The 19,430-nt window shown below is 59.6% G+C and carries 18 protein-coding genes and 1 riboswitch; of the genes, 11 read left to right on the top strand and 7 right to left on the bottom strand.

The window, feature by feature from the left end; genetic code table 11:
- Positions 1-330 precede the first annotated feature (330 nt).
- The 4 genes from gdhA (at position 331) to ACLIKD_RS07725 (ending at position 2,906) form a co-directional block, all read left to right on the top strand.
- Complete coding sequence (gene gdhA / locus ACLIKD_RS07740) at positions 331-1,674, top strand: NADP-specific glutamate dehydrogenase (protein WP_428827853.1); 1,344 nt, start codon at positions 331-333, stop codon at positions 1,672-1,674.
- Between the two features lie 28 nt (positions 1,675-1,702).
- Positions 1,703-1,933: a YdcH family protein gene (locus ACLIKD_RS07735; protein WP_226419684.1), complete on the top strand. Its 231-nt coding sequence runs from the start codon at positions 1,703-1,705 to the stop codon at positions 1,931-1,933.
- Between the two features lie 121 nt (positions 1,934-2,054).
- Positions 2,055-2,198, top strand: a complete 144-nt coding sequence (locus ACLIKD_RS07730) for a hypothetical protein (RefSeq protein WP_226473187.1) — start codon at positions 2,055-2,057, stop codon at positions 2,196-2,198.
- Positions 2,199-2,207: 9 nt separating this feature from the next.
- On the top strand, positions 2,208-2,906 hold the full coding sequence (locus tag ACLIKD_RS07725; RefSeq protein WP_428827852.1) for a Crp/Fnr family transcriptional regulator: 699 nt from the start codon (positions 2,208-2,210) through the stop codon (positions 2,904-2,906).
- A gap of 48 nt (positions 2,907-2,954) precedes the next feature.
- Here the strand turns inward: ACLIKD_RS07725 and ACLIKD_RS07720 are convergent, their stop codons facing one another.
- The 4 genes from ACLIKD_RS07720 to msrA all read right to left on the bottom strand — a co-directional run bounded on the left by ACLIKD_RS07720 (position 2,955) and on the right by msrA (position 5,727).
- The gene (locus ACLIKD_RS07720) at positions 2,955-3,587 is read right to left on the bottom strand and encodes a glutathione S-transferase family protein (RefSeq protein ID WP_428827851.1); all 633 of its coding nucleotides are present in this window, start codon (positions 3,585-3,587) and stop codon (positions 2,955-2,957) included.
- Positions 3,584-3,952 carry a hypothetical protein gene (locus ACLIKD_RS07715; RefSeq protein ID WP_428827850.1) on the bottom strand — a complete coding sequence of 123 codons (369 nt, stop codon included), beginning with the start codon at positions 3,950-3,952 and terminating at the stop codon, positions 3,584-3,586. The genes ACLIKD_RS07720 and ACLIKD_RS07715 overlap by 4 nt, the downstream gene beginning before the upstream one ends.
- Complete coding sequence (locus tag ACLIKD_RS07710) at positions 3,949-4,287, bottom strand: thiosulfate sulfurtransferase GlpE (protein WP_428827849.1); 339 nt, start codon at positions 4,285-4,287, stop codon at positions 3,949-3,951. The genes ACLIKD_RS07715 and ACLIKD_RS07710 overlap by 4 nt, the downstream gene beginning before the upstream one ends.
- A 144-nt stretch (positions 4,288-4,431) precedes the next feature.
- Positions 4,432-5,727, bottom strand: coding sequence for a peptide-methionine (S)-S-oxide reductase MsrA (msrA, locus tag ACLIKD_RS07705; protein ID WP_428827848.1), 1,296 nt, complete (start codon positions 5,725-5,727; stop codon positions 4,432-4,434).
- On the opposite strand from msrA, the gene ACLIKD_RS07700 reads away from it, so the two are divergent.
- Positions 5,627-5,860: a hypothetical protein gene (locus tag ACLIKD_RS07700; RefSeq protein WP_428827847.1), complete on the top strand. Its 234-nt coding sequence runs from the start codon at positions 5,627-5,629 to the stop codon at positions 5,858-5,860. The two genes, msrA and ACLIKD_RS07700, sit on opposite strands and share 101 nt — an antisense overlap.
- 96 nt (positions 5,861-5,956) lie before the next feature.
- Here the strand turns inward: ACLIKD_RS07700 and ACLIKD_RS07695 are convergent, their stop codons facing one another.
- Positions 5,957-7,081: a ribonucleotide-diphosphate reductase subunit beta gene (locus ACLIKD_RS07695; protein ID WP_428827846.1), complete on the bottom strand. Its 1,125-nt coding sequence runs from the start codon at positions 7,079-7,081 to the stop codon at positions 5,957-5,959.
- Positions 7,078-9,846: a ribonucleoside-diphosphate reductase subunit alpha gene (locus tag ACLIKD_RS07690; RefSeq protein ID WP_428827845.1), complete on the bottom strand. Its 2,769-nt coding sequence runs from the start codon at positions 9,844-9,846 to the stop codon at positions 7,078-7,080. Before ACLIKD_RS07690 ends, ACLIKD_RS07695 begins: the two co-directional genes overlap by 4 nt.
- 164 nt (positions 9,847-10,010) lie before the next feature.
- Positions 10,011-10,210, bottom strand: a riboswitch (cobalamin riboswitch).
- Between the two features lie 216 nt (positions 10,211-10,426).
- Between ACLIKD_RS07690 and ACLIKD_RS07685 the strand changes: the two genes are divergently transcribed.
- The 3 genes from ACLIKD_RS07685 to ACLIKD_RS07675 are packed head-to-tail and all read left to right on the top strand — an operon-like array spanning position 10,427 to position 12,640.
- Positions 10,427-11,821 (top strand): exonuclease domain-containing protein, encoded by a 1,395-nt coding sequence (locus ACLIKD_RS07685; RefSeq protein WP_428827844.1) that lies wholly within the window; start codon positions 10,427-10,429, stop codon positions 11,819-11,821.
- A 1-nt stretch (position 11,822) separates the two neighbouring features.
- Positions 11,823-12,278, top strand: a complete 456-nt coding sequence (locus ACLIKD_RS07680; protein WP_428827843.1) for a CreA family protein — start codon at positions 11,823-11,825, stop codon at positions 12,276-12,278.
- Positions 12,275-12,640 carry a cupin domain-containing protein gene (locus ACLIKD_RS07675; protein ID WP_428827842.1) on the top strand — a complete coding sequence of 122 codons (366 nt, stop codon included), beginning with the start codon at positions 12,275-12,277 and terminating at the stop codon, positions 12,638-12,640. The genes ACLIKD_RS07680 and ACLIKD_RS07675 overlap by 4 nt, the downstream gene beginning before the upstream one ends.
- A gap of 36 nt (positions 12,641-12,676) precedes the next feature.
- Here the strand turns inward: ACLIKD_RS07675 and ACLIKD_RS07670 are convergent, their stop codons facing one another.
- The gene (locus tag ACLIKD_RS07670) at positions 12,677-13,981 is read right to left on the bottom strand and encodes a GNAT family N-acetyltransferase (RefSeq protein ID WP_428827841.1); all 1,305 of its coding nucleotides are present in this window, start codon (positions 13,979-13,981) and stop codon (positions 12,677-12,679) included.
- A gap of 547 nt (positions 13,982-14,528) precedes the next feature.
- Between ACLIKD_RS07670 and ACLIKD_RS07665 the strand changes: the two genes are divergently transcribed.
- The 3 genes from ACLIKD_RS07665 to prsR are packed head-to-tail and all read left to right on the top strand — an operon-like array spanning position 14,529 to position 19,426.
- Positions 14,529-15,911, top strand: coding sequence for a TIGR03013 family XrtA/PEP-CTERM system glycosyltransferase (locus tag ACLIKD_RS07665; protein WP_226419673.1), 1,383 nt, complete (start codon positions 14,529-14,531; stop codon positions 15,909-15,911).
- Between the two features lie 45 nt (positions 15,912-15,956).
- Entirely contained in the window at positions 15,957-18,071 is a 2,115-nt protein-coding gene (gene prsK / locus ACLIKD_RS07660) for an XrtA/PEP-CTERM system histidine kinase PrsK (RefSeq protein WP_226419672.1), read from the top strand.
- Positions 18,068-19,426: a PEP-CTERM-box response regulator transcription factor gene (gene prsR, locus ACLIKD_RS07655; RefSeq protein ID WP_428827840.1), complete on the top strand. Its 1,359-nt coding sequence runs from the start codon at positions 18,068-18,070 to the stop codon at positions 19,424-19,426. The genes prsK and prsR overlap by 4 nt, the downstream gene beginning before the upstream one ends.
- Positions 19,427-19,430 lie beyond the last annotated feature (4 nt).

The following is a 19,430-nucleotide window of genomic DNA, read 5'->3' as shown; positions in this document are numbered from 1 at the left end:
TTATCAAATTGGAAACAGTTTTGTTCAAAAATGGTGACTTATCAAGCCCGGTTTCCGCCCCTATTATCGAAGCTTCGAAAAACGGCCGACCAGCCTTCTCAATAAAAACAATTAATAATCACTGAGAATGCCCGAGATTAACTCATTTGCCATCGCCGTCGGCACATCCATCGACGACCACTGTCGCCAAGCATCGATTTTTTGCACCAAATCGGGGCGCCAATTGTCGCCATTAAAGTATCAATCGAAGACGATTTTTACATGGCGCGGCAGTCCGGATTCCACTCAGTTTTGAGAAATTCACCACACAGCAAGACGGGGAGAGAAACAATGCGTTACCAGAGTTTTGAGGATTTCATCCAGCAAGTGGCGGCCCGCAATCCGGGGCAACCGGAATTCCTGCAAGCGGTTACCGAAGTCATGGAAAGCCTGTGGCCGTACATCGCCCAGCACCCGAAATATGCGGAACACGGCCTGCTGGATCGGCTGGTCGAACCGGAGCGGATCATCATGTTCCGCGTCTCGTGGATCGACGATCATGGCGAGGTCCAGGTGAATCGCGGCTACCGCATCCAGCATTCCTCGGCCATCGGCCCCTACAAGGGCGGCATCCGCTTCCACCCTTCGGTCAACCTGTCGATCCTCAAGTTCCTGGCCTTCGAGCAGACTTTCAAGAATGCCCTGACCACCTTGCCGATGGGTGGCGCCAAGGGCGGCTCCGACTTCGATCCGAAGGGCCGCAGTCCGGGTGAAGTGATGCGCTTCTGCCAGGCTTTCGTCAGCGAGTTGTTCCGCCATGTCGGTTCCGATACCGACGTGCCGGCCGGCGACATCGGCGTCGGGGGCCGCGAAGTCGGCTTCATGGCCGGCATGATGAAAAAGCTCTCGAACCGTGCCGACTGCGTGTTCACCGGCAAGGGCCTGAGTTTCGGCGGCTCGCTGATCCGTCCCGAAGCGACCGGTTACGGCACGGTCTATTTCGCCGAGCAGATGCTCAAGCAGCAAGGCCGCAGCTTCGAAGGTCTGCGCGTCAGCGTTTCCGGCGCCGGCAACGTCGCCCAGTATTCGGTCGAGAAAGCCATGGCCCTTGGCGCCAAGGTCGTCACGGTGTCGGATTCGAGCGGTACGGTCGTCGACGAAAGCGGTTTCACACCGGAAAAACTGGCCGAACTGATGGAGGTGAAAAACCATCTCTACGGTCGCGTCAGCGATTACGCCAAGCGCGTCGGCGCCACCTTCCAGCCCGGGCTACGTCCCTGGCACGTACCGGTGGATGTCGCCCTGCCTTGCGCAACGCAGAACGAACTGGACGGCGAAGATGCCCAGATGCTGGTGAAAAACGGCGTGATCTGCGTCGCCGAAGGCGCCAACATGCCATCGACCGCCGATGCCGTGAAGGTTTTCGAGAGCAATGGGGTGCTCTATGCCCCGGGCAAGGCCAGCAATGCCGGCGGGGTGGCCACCTCCGGACTGGAAATGAGCCAGAACGCGATGCGCCTTTCCTGGCAGCGCGACGAAGTCGATGCCCGCCTGCACGAAATCATGTGCAATATCCATGAAGCCTGTCTGAACTATGGTCGCGATGCGGACGGCAAGGTGAGCTACGTCAATGGCGCCAACATTGCCGGCTTCGTCAAGGTGGCCGAAGCCATGCTGGCGCAGGGCGTCATTTAAATCCGCCTCAATCCCGTTGGAGATTCCCATGTTTCATGAATATCGCGACCTGATTTCCGAATTGAAGACTACCGACAGGTACTTCCAGACCCTGTTCGACAAACACAACACCCTTGATCAGAAGATCAAAGGAATGGAATCGAAATTGGAGCCCGGAACGCCCGATGAGATCGAGGTTCTGAAAAAGAAAAAACTGGCTATCAAGGACGAGCTGTACGCGCTGCTTCAGAAAATAAGCCTGACTCGGGTCAAGACCTGAATGCCGCAGGCAAAGCGTGCGTAGCCACAGCATCGGCACAAGCTACCGACGGTATGAAAGGTGGCCCGTTAGTTGCGAAATCGATGGCGACGTCTTCACCGGCAACTACTGGATTGCCGGAATGATTCTCGTCGTCTCGACCGCAACGGGCGGCACAAGCCAGCAACTGGCCAACCGACATCCGGAAGATTTGGCGAAAGTCTTGCTGAGAAACCTTGTCCTGGCCAACCGGGCAAGCATCGCTGACGCCCCCAGGGCATCGTGAGGGAACCGCGTGCGAGATCATCAGCGGATCAATGTTGAAACCCATCTGAAGAATGCGGCGCTCTTCAATGAGCTTGGCGCAAACGAAATTGCCCGGATCGCCAAAGGAACCCGGGAAGTTCGCTGCGCCCAGGGGGAGACGATTTTTCATCGCGGCGATCCGTGCACGGGCTTTCACATCCTCATTTTCGGGCAGGTCAAGCTGTCGTTCACTTCGCCTCAGGGGGGCGAGAAGATTGTCGAGGTGGTGCAACAAGGACAAAGCTTCGGGGAAGCCATGATGTTCCTCGACAAGCCCTATGTCGTTTCGGCGCAAGCCCTTAACAGCAGCCTGTTGCTGCACGTCTCGACGTCGACGGTGTTCGGCGAGATGGATCGCGATCACGGCATCAGGAGCAAGATGCTGGGCAGCCTGGCCCTCCGGACGCACCACCTGATGCAGGATGTCGAAGGCTATACCCTGCTCACCGGCAAGCAGCGCTTCATCGGGTACCTGCTCGATCAGCTGGAAAACGGTGAGCTGGACGGTGAAGCGGCAAGCCTCGATCTTTCAGTTAAAAAATGCGTCATCGCTTCCCGCCTCAATCTCACCCAGGAGTATTTCTCGCGCATTCTGCGTGAATTGAACGATCTCGATCTGATTCGGGTCGAGGGCCGGCATCTGAAGATTCCGAGCCTTGAACGCTTGAGCAAGCATCAATTTGAATAGTTCCGACCTGGGAGTTGCCAAGCAGCTGGCAACTCCGCTGGTTCACCTTCAGCGCAGCACGGCAGCGTAGCCCTCCTCCGCCAGCACCTGGCGGACCGCCGGCCTGGTCAGCATCCGGCGGTAATGGGCCTGGCAGTTTTCCGGCAGCGGGATGCCGATGCGGTCGGCCCAGAATTCGACGTAGAACAGCGCGGCATCGGCGATGCTGAAGTGATCGACAACGTATTCCCGGCCGGCCAGTTGGCGATTGACGATGGCAAAGCCCTGATCGATGATCTGCCGGCCCTGCGCCTTGACCGATTCGTGGTCGGCGCTGCTCGGCGAAAAGCGTTCGGTGGTGAAGATGCGGGCGAAGCCCTGGGTGTGCAGCGTATGCACGGCATGGTTCATGACGCTGAGCACCTGCACTTCGTCTTTGATGCTCTCCGGCAGCAGCTTGCGCTTCGGGTAGCTGCGCCCCAGCCACCAGGCGATGGCCGAGAACTCGGTGAGCGCCGTGCCGTCGTCGAGGACCAGCGCCGGGATGCTGGCCTTGGGGTTGATCGCCAGGTAGTCCTTCTTGTACTGGTCGCCGGCCAACAGATTGACGATGTAGGCCTCGAAGACCAGCCCGCACTCTTCGAGCAGGATGTGGATGCCGGTCGAGCATGAGCCGGGGGTCATGTAGAACTTCATGGTCATGCCTCTTCGTCCTCTTCGGGCAGGCCGGCGAACAGCCCTTCCTGCCGGATCATCGCCTTGAAGGCTTTCATCACCGGGCGGGAGATGGCGGTTTCGGCCAGCACGCGTTTTTCGTAAATGTGGCTTTTCAGCGCTTCGCTGGACGCCTGCCGCGCGGTGGCGATCAGGCTGTGGAATTCTTCGCCGAAGCGTTGGCCCGAGCGGTGCTTCACGGCGTCGTAGAGGAATTCCATGACGATTTTGTCCACCGGGCTCATCTTGCATTTGCCGTCGAGGATCTTGAGCATCACCGTGGTGGCGCAATCGACATCGCTGGTCGACAAAGCGTGAGCCGCCACCCATTCGGCAGCACGGCCTGGCGTCATGCGGCGACCGCGGCGACGAGCGCCGCAGCCAGCGGCTCGTAACCGCCATCGACGCTGAATACCCGGGTGTAGCGAAAATCGATGAACATCTGGGCAAAGGTCTTGCTCGCATTGCCCTGATAGCAATAGATGACGATCGGCGCCTCCTTCGGCAGGCGGCGCATCCAGGCCAGCAGGCGATCTTCGGACAGATGCATGGCGCCTTTGATATGCGCCCGCTGGTAGTTCGCGATGTCCCGCACGTCGAAGATGCTGGCCGACGGCTCGGCGGAAAGCAGGACGGCGGCATCCTGCGGCGAAAGACAGCGATAGGCCGGTTTTTCTACAGTGCTCATGGTGGGCAGATACTCGGAAGCGAGGATCTGCAAGCCAACGCAAAAGCAGTGCCAACGCGCAGCCGCCCGAAAAACGGGGCTTCCCGGCGGCGCGCGCGAAGCTAGCCGCGCCGCCTTGTCGCCTTTACGACAGGGACGCGGGAACTACTTGGCCGCGTCCGGCACGAATTTCAGCACATTGCCGTTGATGCAATAACGCTTGCCGGTCGGCGGCGGGCCGTCGTCAAAGACGTGGCCGAGGTGGATGCCGGAACTGGCACTGCGCACTTCGACGCGCTTCATCCCCATGCTGATATCTTCATGCAGCGAGATGGCGCCGGGCAGCGGATTGAAGAAGCTCGGCCAGCCGGTGCCGCTCTCGAACTTGGTATCGCTGCGGAACAGCGGCACGCCGGAGATCGGATCGACGAAGGTGCCGGGGCGCTTTTCATCGAGGTTGGAGCCGGTACCCGGGCGCTCGGTACCCTGCTCGAAGGCGATCTTCTGCTGGGCCGGCGTCAGCAGGTGAAAGCCCAGCCATTTCCAGAAGCGGGCCGTTTCGCCGTTGTAGCCGGTATAGCGCGAGACTTCCTTACCCTTTTCGAAGAGCACCATGGTCGGCGTGGCGAACAGTGCCTTTTCCAGCGACCAACCGGCCGGCGCTTCCGGGTTCAGCGTGCGGACGACGGCGACCGGCGATTTCCAGTGATCGAGCACGTCGGCCTTGAACTTGCGGCAATAGGCGCAGTCGTCGGCCTCGAAGACGATTAGCTGGCGCTCGAAATTGAGCGCCTTGCCCTCGAGTCGCGGCGCCTTGCTGGCGGCCGGCGGCATCGGCGTTGAAGCGCCGGTGGCATTCGGATACTTGACCCCGGTACCGCCCAGGCCGCAATAACCGTCGGGGTTCTTGACCAGGTAGTTCTGGTGGTATTCCTCGGCCGAGTAGTACTTTTTCAGCGGCGCGATTTCGGTGGTGATGGCGCCGAATTTCTCGGCGGACAGGGCCTTCTGGTAGGCATCCTTGGTTTTCAGCGCGAGCGCCTGCTGGGCATCGTTGTGGGTGTAGATGGCGCTGCGGTAATTGGTGCCGACATCGTTGCCCTGGCGGTTGCCCTGCGTCGGATTGTGGCTTTCCCAGAACTGGATCAGCACTTTTTCCAGATTGATCTTGGCCGGGTCGAAAGTCACCTTGACCACTTCGGCATGGTTGCGTTGGCTGGACTTGCCGGCACGCACCGCCTTTTCGTGGGCAAGCACCGCTTCGTAGGTGCCGGCGACATCGCCATTGGCGTAGCCGCTTTCGACATCGAGCACGCCGGGGATGGCCGCCATTCGTTTTTCGGCGCCCCAGAAACAGCCCATGCCGAGCACGATGCTGTCGGTGACTGCCGGTTTTGCCGCCTTGGCGGCGGCCTTGTCGTCGGCGCAGGCGCCGACCAGAAAACTGGTAGAGAGGACCAAGATGATTCCTTGTATGAGTCGTCGGGGTGACATTGCTTGCCTTTCGCTGGCCGAAGAAGCCGACCGGGCCGAAACGCCCGGTCGCCGCCTTCCGCCTGTGGTGGACGATCCGTTTGCCCAGTGGTTCCCTTGAGTCGACGGCGGCGATTTGTTGCCGAGTTCCGGAAAGTACCTCAAATCGCGCTTAAGGTAGCCGCCCTGACTCAAAAGGCGAGGTGCGCCCGCTGAATCAATCCCAGGCCAACGCCCCACCCGTCTGGTACTCGGTCACCCGCGTTTCGAAGAAGTTCTTCTCCTTGCGCAGGTTGGCCTGCTCGTCGAGCCAGGGCAGGACGTTCTCGGCGCCCGGGAAGGGTTCTTCGACGCCAACCTGTCTCGCCCGCCGGTTGGCGACGAAGCGGAACTGCCGGACGTGCAGATCGGCGTTGTAGCCGAGAATCGGTTCTTTCAGGATGAACCCGGCGTAGGCGAATTCGGCGGCTTCGGCTTCGTCCCACAGTTCGCGCAGCGCGGCGGGATCGAGCGTCAGGTTTTCTTCGATGAGCAATTCGCGGATGACGCGGATACCGAAAGCGCAGTGCAGCACCTCGTCGCGCATGATGTACTGCAACTGCTCGGCGGCGCCCTTCATCAAACCGCGCCGTTGCAGCGCGAAGATCGGCGTGAAGCCGTTGTAGAACCAGCAGCCTTCGAAAATCACCGCGAAGAAGAAATAGGAGAGTGCGAATTCGTGCAGGTTGGCGCGGTCGGCGAGATCGAAATCCGAACGTAGTACCTTTCCCAGCCGGCGGTTGGCAAGCGCGATCTTGCCGTGGATTTCCGGCACGACGCGATAGCGGTTGTAGATTTCCTGCTGATCAAGGCCGATGCTTTCGATGCAGTGCTGGTAGGTCCAGGTGTGCAGCGCTTCTTCATAGACCTGACGGGCCTGGTAGATCTGTAGTTCCGGCGCGCTCATCTTCTCCATCACCGCCAGGCCGATGTTGCGCATGGCGAGGATGTCGGAGGTCGTCAGGTAGGCCAGCACATTCTCGAAAACGTGGCGCTCGGCCGGGCTGAGCTTGTGGTGGTAGTCGTGCACGTCCTGCGCCATACCGATTTCGAGCGGCGTCCAGTGGTTGCGGTTGGCCTTGAGGAAGAATTCCCAGGCCCAGGGGTACTTGAACGGCGCCAACTGGTTGATGTCGGCCTTGCCATTGACGATGCGCTTGTCGGCCGCGTTGATCGGCGCCAGGGCGGCGGTGTGTGGCCTTGGGGGAAGTACGCCGTTCGCTGGTATTTCAGCGTCGATCACAGCGGCAACCGGCTTTGGGGCAGCAGGCTGATCCCAGTCGTCAAAGCGGAGCGCGCTCATTGGCAGGCCTCGCATTCCGGATTATCGATGGCGCAAAATTTCGGTTCTTCCGGTGCAACCGCCTCGTCGCTCCCGCCCGTCTTCTCGGCCTGGCTGGCACCGAGCGTGCGCAGGTAGTAGGTGGTTTTCAGGCCACGCGTCCAGGCCAGCTTGTAGATTTCGTCGAGTTTCTTGCCGGAGGGCAGCGCCAGATAGAGGTTCAGCGATTGCGCCTGATCGATCCATTTCTGCCGGCGCGCCGCTGCTTCGATCAGCCACACCGGGTCGATCTCGAAGGCGGTGGCGTAGCGCGCCTTGAGTTCATCCGGCACGCGCTCGATGCGGGCCAGCGAACCGTCGAAATACTTGAGATCGGCGACCATCACTTCGTCCCACAGATCGAGGGCTTTCAGGTCGCGGACCAGCGCATCGTTTACGACGGTGAACTCGCCCGAGAGATTCGATTTGACATAGATATTCTGGTAGGTCGGCTCGATGCTGGCCGAGACGCCGACGATGTTGGAAATGGTCGCGGTCGGCGCGATGGCGACGCAGTTGGAATTGCGCATGCCGTAACGGGCGATGCGTTCCTTGAGCGCCGCCCAGTCGAGACTGGATTCGCGGTTCACGTCGAGATAACCGCCCCGCCCTTCCTCCAGCAGCCGGATCGAGTCGAGCGGCAAAATGCCCTGGTCCCACAGGCTGCCGGTGAAGCTGGAATAACGGCCGCGCTCGCGGGCCAGTTCGCTCGACGCCGAATAGGCGTGGTAGCAGACGGCTTCCATGGTCTGGTCGGCAAACTCCACCGCCGCGGTCGACGCGTAGGGCAAGCCGATTTCGTAAAGGCAATCGGCAAAACCCATGATGCCGAGGCCGACCGGGCGATGCCGCAGGTTGGCATTGCGCGCCTTGGGCGTCGCGTAGAAATTGATGTCGACGACGTTGTCGAGCATGCGCAGCGCGGTGTTGATCGTGCGCGCCAGCTTGGCCTGGTCGAGCTGGCCGTCCTTCAGATGCGCCAGCAGATTGACCGAACCGAGGTTGCAGACGGCGGTTTCCGAATCTGAAGTGTTCAGCGTGATCTCGGTACAGAGGTTCGAGCTATGCACGACGCCGACATGCTGCTGCGGTGAGCGCAGGTTGCAGGCATCCTTGAAGGTGATCCACGGATGGCCGGTTTCGAACAGCATGGTCAGCATCTTGCGCCACAGCTGCACGGCCGGGATTTTCTTGTGCAGCTTGAGTTGACCGCTGGCCGCTTGCGCTTCGTAGCCAAGGTAGGCGATCTCGAATTCAGCACCGAACAAATCGTGCAGATCGGGCACGTCGACCGGCGAGAACAAGGTCCATTCAGCGTTTTCGATGACCCGCTGCATGAACAGGTCGGGAATCCAGTTGGCGGTGTTCATGTCGTGCGCGCGGCGGCGCTCGTCGCCGGTGTTCTTCCGGAGGTCGAGGAATTCCTCGATGTCGAGATGCCAGGTTTCGAGATAGGCGCAGACGGCGCCCTTGCGCTTGCCGCCCTGGTTCACAGCGACCGCCGTGTCGTTGACCACTTTCAGGAAGGGAATGACGCCCTGGCTCTGGCCGTTCGTGCCCTTGATCCGGCTGCCCAGCGAGCGCACCGGCGTCCAGTCGTTGCCCAGGCCGCCGGCGTATTTCTGCAGCAGGGCGTTTTCCTTGATCGACTGGAATATGCCTTCGAGATCGTCGGCCACCGTGGTCAGGTAGCAGGATGACAGCTGCGAATGCAGCGTGCCGCTGTTGAACAGCGTCGGTGTCGAGCACATGAAGTCGAAGCTGGAAAGCAGGTCATAGAATTCGATGGCACGCGCTTCGCGGTCGATCTCGTTCAAGGCCAGGCCCATCGCGACGCGCATCAAGAAAACCTGCGGCAGCTCGATGCGTCGGCCCTCGATGTGCAGGAAGTAGCGGTCGTACAAGGTTTGCAGGCCGAGGTAGCCAAACTGCAGATCGCGCTCCGGTTTGAGCGCGGCAGCGAGGCGCGCCAGGTCGTAGGTGGCGAGGCGCGGGTCGAGCAGTTCGGCGGCGATACCCTGCTTGATGAAATCGCCGAGATAGTCGGCCTGGACGACCGCCAGCTCGCCCAGCGTCACCGGCCGGCCGAGCACTTCGCGGCCCAGACTGGCCAGCAGCAAGCGGGCGGTGACCTGGTTGTAGGCCGGCTCGCGCTCGATCAAGGTGCGCGCGGCGAGGATCAGCGCCTGGTAAACATCGGCCAGCGGCACGCCGTCGTAGAGATTCTTCAAGGCGTGCTCGAAGATGGTCCGCGGCGACACGACCTCGCCCAGACCGAAGCAGGCGGCTTCGCAATTCTTCAGCAGCAGTTCGCGGTCGAGCGGCTGGCGCACGCCGTTATCGAGCACATGCAGCTCGGCGACGTTGATTTCCTCGGCCTGACTGGCCGCCCGCTCGGCGGCGCGGCGTTCGCGGTAGAGCACGTAGGCCCGGGCCACGTCATGCTCGCCTGCGCGCATCAGCGCCAGTTCGACCTGATCCTGGATATCCTCGATATGCACCGTGCCGCCATCCGGCGAACGGCGGGTCAGCGAGCGAACGACGCTCTGCGTCAGGCGGGCGACGAGTTCGCGGAGGCGCGACGACACCGAACTCTGGCTGCCCTCGACGGCGAGAAAGGCCTTGCTCAGCGCAACGGCGATCTTGTCGGCATCGAAGGCAACGAGCGCGCCGTTACGGCGGATGACCTGCAGGGCGGCAACCGCGAATTCGTTTGCGGCAGAGAGAGACTGGACATTGGATTGCAAGGCGATTCTCCGTATCGGGGGGGCGGAGAACCGAGTACGTGTGCCGCTGGCGCAGGCCTGCCGATGCGACGGGAACAATCCCGGCAACGGCTCGACACGACGGACCAACGGCGACAAACCACGTAAATACCTCTCGTCAGGGACACCCCGCCCCAAAAACATCAAAAAAAGGACACATTGAGGCAGGTCTCCTGGCTCTCGGCTCAGCGCGTTTCACCCGCCTTCCCGGACGCATCCAGTGGCATGGGGTGGCGAAACGCTCGCCGATTACAGTTGCGGGGGCAGCCCCGGAATTCAGGTCGAAGACCTGGCACCGGATTCCCTTTCAATCCCCTTGCGGGGAACCTTCAATGAACGGCAGTCTAGCTGCCCGGCATTATCGAGGTCAAGAAAAACCACTACATATGGTAACAAAATACAAAAATTGAACTACATATAGTATCAGGCCACGCCACCGCTACGACCCATTGGCGCCCACCGGAGGTTACCAACCGCGACGTTCCTGGCGGTATCTTCACCATTCCGGTCACCGGCTCGTTCTGACGGTATCATCGTGGGCTGTCCGGCACTTATATTCCCCATGCACCGCAAACCCCTCGCTTTCGTCGACCTGGAAACCACCGGCGCCACCGCCACCTTCGACCGCATCACCGAAATCGGCATCGTCGAGGTCGATGCCGACGGCAGCGTTCGCGAGTGGCAGCAACTGGTCAATCCGGGCATCCGCATTCCGCCTTTCATCGAACAATTGACCGGGATCAGCAACGCCATGGTGGCCGATGCGCCGGCATTTGAAGAGGTCGCCGGCGAAGCCTTGCGTCGCCTGGAAGGCCGCCTGTTCATCGCGCATAACGCGCGCTTCGACTATGGCTTCCTGAAAAATGAATTCCAGCGTCTGGGCATCGTGTTCCGGGCACCGGTGCTATGCACGGTGAAGCTGTCGCGCACACTGTTTCCCGAACACAAGCGCCACAATCTGGATTCGCTGATCGAGCGCCATGGCTTGCAGGCCGAGGCACGTCACCGGGCACTGGCCGATGCCCAGTTGATCCACCAGTTCTGGCAGCGTATCCACGTCGCACCCGGCCTGGAAACCGTGCAGGCTGCGCTGAAGACGCTCAACGCCCATCCCAGCCTGCCTTCCCAGCTTGATCCCGGGATCATCGACGAATTACCGGAAACGCCCGGTGTCTATCTCTTCTACGGTGAAAACGAACTGCCGCTCTACATCGGCAAGGCCAAGGACATCCGCAAGCGCGTGCTGTCCCACTTCGCCGCCGACCACAAGTCGGCCAAGGACATGGCCCTGTCGCAACAGCTCAGGCGCATCGACTGGATCGAAACCGCCGGCGAAATCGGTGCCTTGCTCAAGGAAGCGGCGCTGGTCAAGCAACTGCAGCCGAGCAGCAACCGCCAGTTGCGCAAGAACGACGACATTTGCACCTGGACTCTGGTCGACGAGGGCGAAGGCTGGCTGCGCCCGGAACTGACAGCGGCCCGCGATCTTGAATTCGGCATCCATGCCTCCTGCTACGGCCTGTTCAAGAACAGCAAGGAAGCCACCGACGTGCTGCGCGCACTGGCGACCGAATACAATCTGTGCGACACCCTGCTCGGCCTGGAGAAAAACGTTCCCGGCAAACCCTGTTTCGGCTACCAGATCCGGCGCTGCAAAGGCGCCTGCATTGGTCACGAACCCTATGCCAAACACACGATGCGGCTGGTCGGCGCACTAACCCGACTGAAGCTGGTCGCCTGGCCGGTCAATGGACCGGCACTGATCCGCGAAGGCAAGGAACTCCATCTGATCGAAGGCTGGCGCTACCTCGGGACGGCCCGTTCCGAAGTTGAATTGCACGACCTGCTGGACGCCACTCGCCCGCCATTCGATCGGGATATCTACAAGCTTTTGGCGAAGCACGTTGGCAAGATGATTCCCTTATCATCGGCCCATGCGTCATTGACGAGGAATTGACATGAAATACCTGACCGCCCTGCTCCTTGCCGCGCTTACCCTGCCGGCAAGCGCCGAGGAAATCGCCTGCACCACGACGACCTGGAAGCTGATCGGCGCCAATCACCGGATCTGCGTCTATGCCTACGACGATCCGAAAATTCCCGGCGTCACCTGTCATGTCAGCCAGGCACGAACCGGCGGCGTCAAGGGCAGTTTCGGGCTGGCCGAAGACCCTTCGCAATTCTCGCTGGCCTGCCGCCAGATCGGCCCGATCAACCTGCCGGCCAAGCTGCCGGACGATGAAGTGGTGTTCAGCGAAGACACCTCGATCCTCTTCAAGGAAACCAAGATTCACCGCTTCCTGGACGAAAAGCGCAAGGTGCTGGTTTATCTGGCGATCAGCCGGAAGATTATCGAAGGCGCCCCGGCCAATGCGATTTCCACGGTGCCGATCCAGCCATGGGGTGGCAAGTGAGTCACAAGACCGCGTTGAAAAATGCGCCGCCTTACATCACCAAGGACGGCTCGGAAATCCGCGAACTGCTACACCCGGCCCTGCACCCGGTGCGCCACCAGAGCCTGGCCGAAGCGGTCGTCCCGCCCGGTGTCGCCACCGTGCTGCACCGCCATCTGGCAACTGAAGAGATTTACCACGTGACCAGCGGCAATGGCACGATGACGCTTGGCGCCGAACAGTTTGCGATCGAAGTCGGCGACAGCATCGTCATTCCGCCTGGCACACCGCATCGCGTAGAAAACCTTGGCCACGATTCGCTGCATATTCTTTGCTGCTGTGCGCCGGCCTATTCGCACGACGATACCGAACTGCTCGAATAGGTTTCCGTGGCAGCCGGCCATCAGGCCAGCTTGGCGTCAGGCCAGATAGAGCGTCGCGTGCTCGAGGTCTTCGTGCGTATGCCCCTGTTGCAGCACATTGACGAACTTTCTCCAGATCAGGTCCGGCTCGCCTACCCGAAAGCCGTAAAACCCGTTGAAGCCATTGGCCTTGCCGCGCACCGCCAGGACTTTGACCACGGAAATCTCGCTTTTTCCGAGGTGTACCGTCGCCGAACTCCAGATGTTGAGCGGCAATTCTTCCTTGGTGTAGGCCTGAAAGCCGAACTCGGAAACTTCGATGACTTGAATCGCGAACTCGTCGGCCTCTTCTTCGGAAGAGTCGAGGCGAATCTGGCCAGGGCATTTCACCGAGAAACGCTGGTGTTGCCGGACCTGAACGTCTTGTTGGGGCACTTCCGGCAACACTTCGCGATAGGCCTGCAGATCGTAGATCGAATGAAGCAACACTTTCTTGCGCGGATCGAGATTGGCAAAGCCTTGCGTCCGCTCGTTGAAAAAATAGTCGAGCAAAGCCGGGGTCAGCACCGGGTCATTGGTCGTGAAATATCGCCGATGAGGGAGTATCAGGTTCGGCAACTGGGTTTTGGTGAAGTAGGCGTAGAGGTCTTTACGCGGTGACTTGTTCCGGTAGACGTGCTCCAGAGTAGCGGGCGCCAGCTGGAGATCGAGGGATGCACCCACCGCCGGGGCGCCATTGGCAAAATCATAGTTCTCGACCACATTGGCCGTCAGGCGCTCGAAAAAGAGCAGCGATTCATACATTTCGATGCGATTGGGATTGACTGCAATCAGCAGATGACGGGTATCGAAGTAGTGCGTCGCATACTCGTACATGAACTTCATTAGCGGAAAAAGAATCGCCCCACCGGTCTTGCGAAAACTGGGATGAACCGCCAGCGCCGAAACCTCGGCCAGTTTCCCGGCCTTTTGCCTGACGCCACTCAGGTCGAAAACCTGTTGCAACGGAAAGCCGAAGGCGCTTTCGCGGATCAGGGATATCGTTCCAACCACCTCGCCATCCCATTTGGCACAAAGCGTCGTCGTCGTTGGCAGCGCATGGTAAATCGTCACCCGCATGCCGGATGGATCGGGCCGCATGAAACCGCTGTCGACATAAGCGTCGTGGAGCAACGAAAAGCACGCTTCCAGTTCTTCCCGACTTTCGGCAATTTTCAGTACCAGCCGCTCACTTGGTGCCGGATCGCAATCGACAAAGGAACGGTAGACGGCAAACCGGGTATCCCGCGGCAGAGCCGAGAACGCCTTACGCAAGCCCTGATGCAGGCGCTTTCTCAGTACTTTGGTCCAGCTGATTTGCATCTGAAAGCCCCCGCCTTGCCGAAAGTGAATCTCGAATCAATATTGATGTTATATACCAGACGCCAGTCAAATGAATAGTGCAGGCATCGGCGTGACTTGATCGCCCATGACGATCTATTACTTTGGTCGTAAAGATTTTTTTCCAGACCACGCGTAGACTTGCCGGCCCGTTTGCCACATTCCAGTGCCAGACAGCGTGCTTTCACCCGGTATCTGCATCAGCCAGCCCCGACATCACCCTTGGATTTGTTGTTTCAGCCCTCCGTCATTGGCCAGCCGGAACAGCGAAGCGATTATTTCCAAGGGCGGTGAGCAAGTCCCGCACCTGCCTCTGCGCTGCTTATATCAAGCATTCCCGCGAACTTGAAGTCACCGTGAAATACTACACAAGCAACATACTCCGTCATCACTACAATCGATGCCAACAACTTGCGACTCCGGCACAAACGCCATGGCGTCGACAAAGTTATGCTCAGCGGTACTCGCAGGCAATTGAAATGCGGTCTGTTATCTTTGTATTTGACGATTTGCGGGACGGAGACCGATCATGATCCGATTGTTCAATCACTGGTTACGCTGGCACTCGATAGGCCAGATGCTCTTTGACTTTTCCTTCGTGATTGTCGGCTTGGTGATCGCCGTGATGTGGGTTGGCAACGGCCTCCCGGTCAACATCAAGCAAGTCCTGATTTTTGGCCTGCTGCTCGGCGTGGCGATGCTGGTGATCAACTCCTGGCTGGGCTTCTATCAGCGCTACAACAACCGGACCATCATGGAAAGCCGGGCGCGCGCCGTACTCTCGCTCTACCTCGCCGTTCCGATTGCCTATGGCATTTTCGCCCTCCTCCCGCTGACCGGCGTAAGCCACGAGTTCCTCCAGCTATCCGCAATGTCGGCCGTTTTCGGCATGCTGGTGACCCGCGTCAGCGCCGCCCATGCGCCCACCACCGGCATGCCGACCCGGAAAATCATGGTTTTCGGAACGGGCGCCCGCGCCCTGGGCGTCAAGCGGGCGCTGAATAAATCCGACCCGTCCGCCGAAATCGTTGGTTTCTTCCCGAGCCCGAATGAAGAACAAACTGCGGTTCCCGGCGCGATGCTCATCTCGCGCGACCGCTCTCTGACCGATACGGCAATTTCGCTGAAAGTCGATGAAATCGTCGTGGCCCTTACCGAGCGTCGTGGCGGCTCAATGCCGTTGCGCGAACTGCTCGACTGCAAACTGCAGGGCATTCGCGTTCTCGACCTGGCCAGCCATTTCGAACAGACGCTCGGCCAGATTCGCCTCGAATCTCTTTATGCCGGCTGGCTCATTTTTGGCGAAGGCTTCCGACAGGGAACCATGCGCACCGTCGTGAAGCGCCTCTTCGACATCGTCTGCGCAAGCATTCTGATCTTGCTCTCCCTGCCGATCATGGCGGTTACCGCCATCGCCATCGTCGCCGAAAATGGCTTTCCCATTTTTTATCGTCAGGAGCGGGTTGGCCTTAATGGACGCCTTTTCAACGTCATCAAGTTCCGCAGCATGCGTAACGATGCCGAGAAGGATGGCAAGCCGGTCTGGGCAACGGCGCAGGATGACCGGGCGACCAAGGTCGGCAAGATCATCCGCAAACTCCGGATTGATGAGTTGCCCCAGCTGTTCAGCGTTCTCAAAGGCGATATGAGCCTGGTCGGGCCCCGTCCCGAACGCCCCTTCTTCGTCGATCAGCTGACCAAGGAAATCCCTTTCTATGCCGTACGGCACAGCGTCAAGCCGGGGGTTACCGGCTGGGCACAGGTTCGCTACCATTACGGTGCGACCGTCGAGGACTCGGCCGAAAAGCTCCAGTACGATCTCTATTACGTCAAGAACCACTCCCTGTTTCTCGACATTCTCGTCCTCTTCGATACCGTAGGCGTCGTGCTTACCGGCAAGGGCGCCCACTGAAATACCTGATGCCACGCACCGCCGTGGCGTTTTCATTGATCGCTCATGGATACTGAATCAGCCTCGCTGATCGTCTGGAGTTTCGGGATTGCCGCGGTTGCATATGCGCTGCTGGCCACCTATCTCTTTACTCTTGGTAGTGAATGGCGCTCCGGTCAGCGGACCGGAACGATGTTTCTGGCCGTTTCATTTTCGGCACTCTGGGCTGGACTGTCCTTCCTGTCGACCATCAGCCCCCAGCCGTTGTTCGCGCTTTCCGCTTCGCTGAGCGATGTATTGCGACACGGCGCCTGGTATGCGTTCGTGATTTACCTGCTCGGTTCCGAGCGTGGCCAATCGGCCACCCGCGCATTACTTCCAGCCTGGCTGATCCCGGCGTGCTGGGGCCTCGTGCTCGGTGGCCTCGGCCTGCAACTCTCACTGGCCTTTGGCTTATTGCCAGCCGACCAGTGGTTTCGAACCGCGTTGTTTCATGCACTGGCCATGCCTGTCCTCGGCCTCATGCTGGTCGAGCAGTTGTTCCGCGCCGTATCCGACGACTCCATCTGGAACATCAAGCCGCTGTGCCTGGGCCTCGCCGGTCAGTTTGTATTCGATATCTATCTATTTTCCGACGCATTGATGTTCAACCGGGTCGACGGCGACGCCATCAGCATTCGCGGATTCATTCATGCAATGACCATTCCGCTGCTGTTGGTGGCCACCCTGCGCAGCCGCGACTGGACATCAAAGATCCACCTTTCGCAGAAAGCGGCATTTCACTCCGCCACGTTGCTGATCGCCGGACTCTACCTGCTGTTGATGGCCAGCGTTGGCTACTACGTCCGCTATTTCGGCGGCGACTGGGGCCGCGCCATGCAATTGGCGCTCGTCTGCGCCGCCATTCTCGGCTTGGGCGTCCTTGTCGCATCGGGTTCAATGCGGGCCAAGCTCCGCGTTCTGGTCGGCAAGCATTTTTTCCGTTATCGCTATGACTATCGTGAAGAGTGGCTGCGCTTCACGCAAACGCTTTCCGCCCAAGTCTCGCCGGAAACCATGGGACAACAAGTCATCCGCGGCTTGGCCAACATGGTCGAAAGCCCGGCTGGCGGACTCTGGCTGAGGGAGGCAGGACAGGATAGCTACCGCCAGACGGCCCGCTGGAACATCCCGGTCAGCGACGTGGCGGAAGCCCCCGAATCATCGCTCTCCCGCTTCCTGCTGAATAGCGGCTGGGTAATCAATCTTGAGGAATATCGCTGCTACCCAGGTCGTTATGGCGACCTGGAAATACCGGCATGGATCCCCGAGATTCCGAATGCCTGGCTGGTGATACCGTTGATGGTTGGCAATCAGATGAATGGATTCGTCGTTCTGGCCAGCTCGCGAACCCCGATCGATGTGAACTGGGAAGTCAATGACCTGTTGCGTACCGCCGGTTGTCAGGCCGCAGGATTCCTGGCCAAGATGCAAGCCACCGAAGCATTGCTCGAAGTACGGAAATTCGAAGCTTTCAACAAGATGTCGGCTTTCGTCGTCCACGATCTGAAAAACATCGTCACCCAGCTCGCATTGATGCTGAAAAATGCCGAACGCCACCGTGACAATCCGGAGTTCCAGCAAGACATGCTGATGACGGTAGAACACTCCGTCGAACGGATGCGGCAACTGATGATGCAGCTGCGAGAAGGCGCCACTCCCCCGGGAACCGCATGTGGTGTTAATCTTCCAGACGTCATTCAACGGATTCAGAAGGAAAAGATGGATCAGGGAAGGTCAGTCGAGGTCAGGGTCCAGGAACGACTGGCGACGCGCGGTCATGAAGATCGTCTGGAACGGGTGATTGGCCACTTGGTGCAGAATGCCCTTGATGCCACCGACCCTGCCGGCAAGGTATGGGTCGCACTCGAACGGCGTGGCGACCGTGCCGCGCTGGAAGTCGGCGATACCGGCCTCGGCATGACCCCTGAGTTCATTCGCAACCGCCTGTTCAAGCCTTTTCAGAGCACCAAGCGGGCAGGCATGGGCATTGGCGCTTATGAAAGCGCTCAGTACATTCGCGAACTGGGTGGCGAAATGCAAGTCGATAGCGAACCCGGAAAAGGCACGCGGATGACCGTAATCCTGCCGCTTTTCAAAATCAGCACCGAATCCGACTTGCGCACAAAGGAGCATGCTTGAGCACAGATAAGCCCCGTCCCCTGCTGATTGTCGAAGATGACCCGGCTTTGCAGAAACAATTACGTTGGTCCTTTGACCAATTTGAGACCTTGACCGCCGGCGATCGGGAAAGCGCCCTCACCCACGTTCACCGCCACAGCCCGCCGGTGGTGACCATGGATCTTGGCTTGCCACCGGATGCCGACTCGGTCTCGGAAGGTTTTCGCCTGCTTGAACAGATACTTTCGGCGGCCCCCGACACCAAAGTCATCGTACTTACCGGCCAGAATGATCGGAGCAATGCCTTGCGCGCCATCGGACTCGGTGCCTACGATTTCTTCGCCAAGCCGTTCGAGCCGGAACTCCTTGCCCTGACTATTGACCGGGCCTTTCGTCTGTACGACCTGCAGCAGGAAAACCGGCGCCTGCAGGCCGCCCAGCACCCGGCAGCCCTGGCCGGTCTGCTGACCCGGAATGCTGAAATGCTGCGCGTTTGCCGCACCATCGAGAAGGTGGCCAGCAGCAATGCCACGGTGCTGCTGCTCGGCGAAAGCGGAACCGGCAAGGAGGTGCTGGCGCGCGGGGTACATGAGGCATCGCCACGCAAGAACGAGCGCTTCGTTGCCATCAACTGTGCCGCCATCCCGGATAACCTGCTGGAGAGCGAACTATTCGGTTATGAAAAAGGCGCTTTCACCGGCGCCGCCAAAACCACACCGGGCAAGATCGAAAGCGCCAACGGCGGCACGCTGATGCTTGACGAAATCGGTGATTTGCCACATTCACTGCAGGCCAAGTTGCTGCGCTTTTTGCAGGAGCGGGTCGTTGAACGGGTTGGCGGGCGCCAGGAGATTCCCGTCGATGTACGTATCGTCTGTGCCACCCATCAGGATCTCAAGACACTGATCAAGGAAGGTCGTTTTCGCGAGGATCTTTTCTATCGTCTGGCCGAGATCGTTATCAATATCCCCCCTTTGCGCGAGCGCAAGGGCGATGCGACATTGCTTGCCCATGCTTTCGTCCGCCGGTTTTCAGCCGAACAGAACCGCGGCACCATGACGCTCACCGAGGATGCTGTTCGTGCCATCGAATCCCATCCCTGGCCAGGCAATGTCCGGGAACTCGAAAACTGCATAAAGCGAGCGGTAATCATGGCCGATGGCCAGCAAATCACCCGTGAAGATATTGGCCTGGACACCGAAGACGATGCCAACACCGAATTCATCGACCTGCGTCGGATTCGCGACGATGCTGAACGCAATGCCGTCGTTACCGCGCTGGGCCGCGCCAATGGCAATGTCGTACGCGCCGCGGAGATCCTCGGCATCAGTCGCCCCACCCTCTATGACCTCATGCACCGCCTGGGTTTGAAATAGCTGA

This window comes from Azonexus sp. IMCC34842 (assembly GCF_050368855.1).
GTDB lineage: Bacteria > Pseudomonadota > Gammaproteobacteria > Burkholderiales > Rhodocyclaceae > Azonexus > Azonexus denitrificans_A.
The sequence above is the reverse complement of the archived record's forward strand: the minus strand, read 5'-3'. Positions and strand labels throughout refer to the sequence as shown.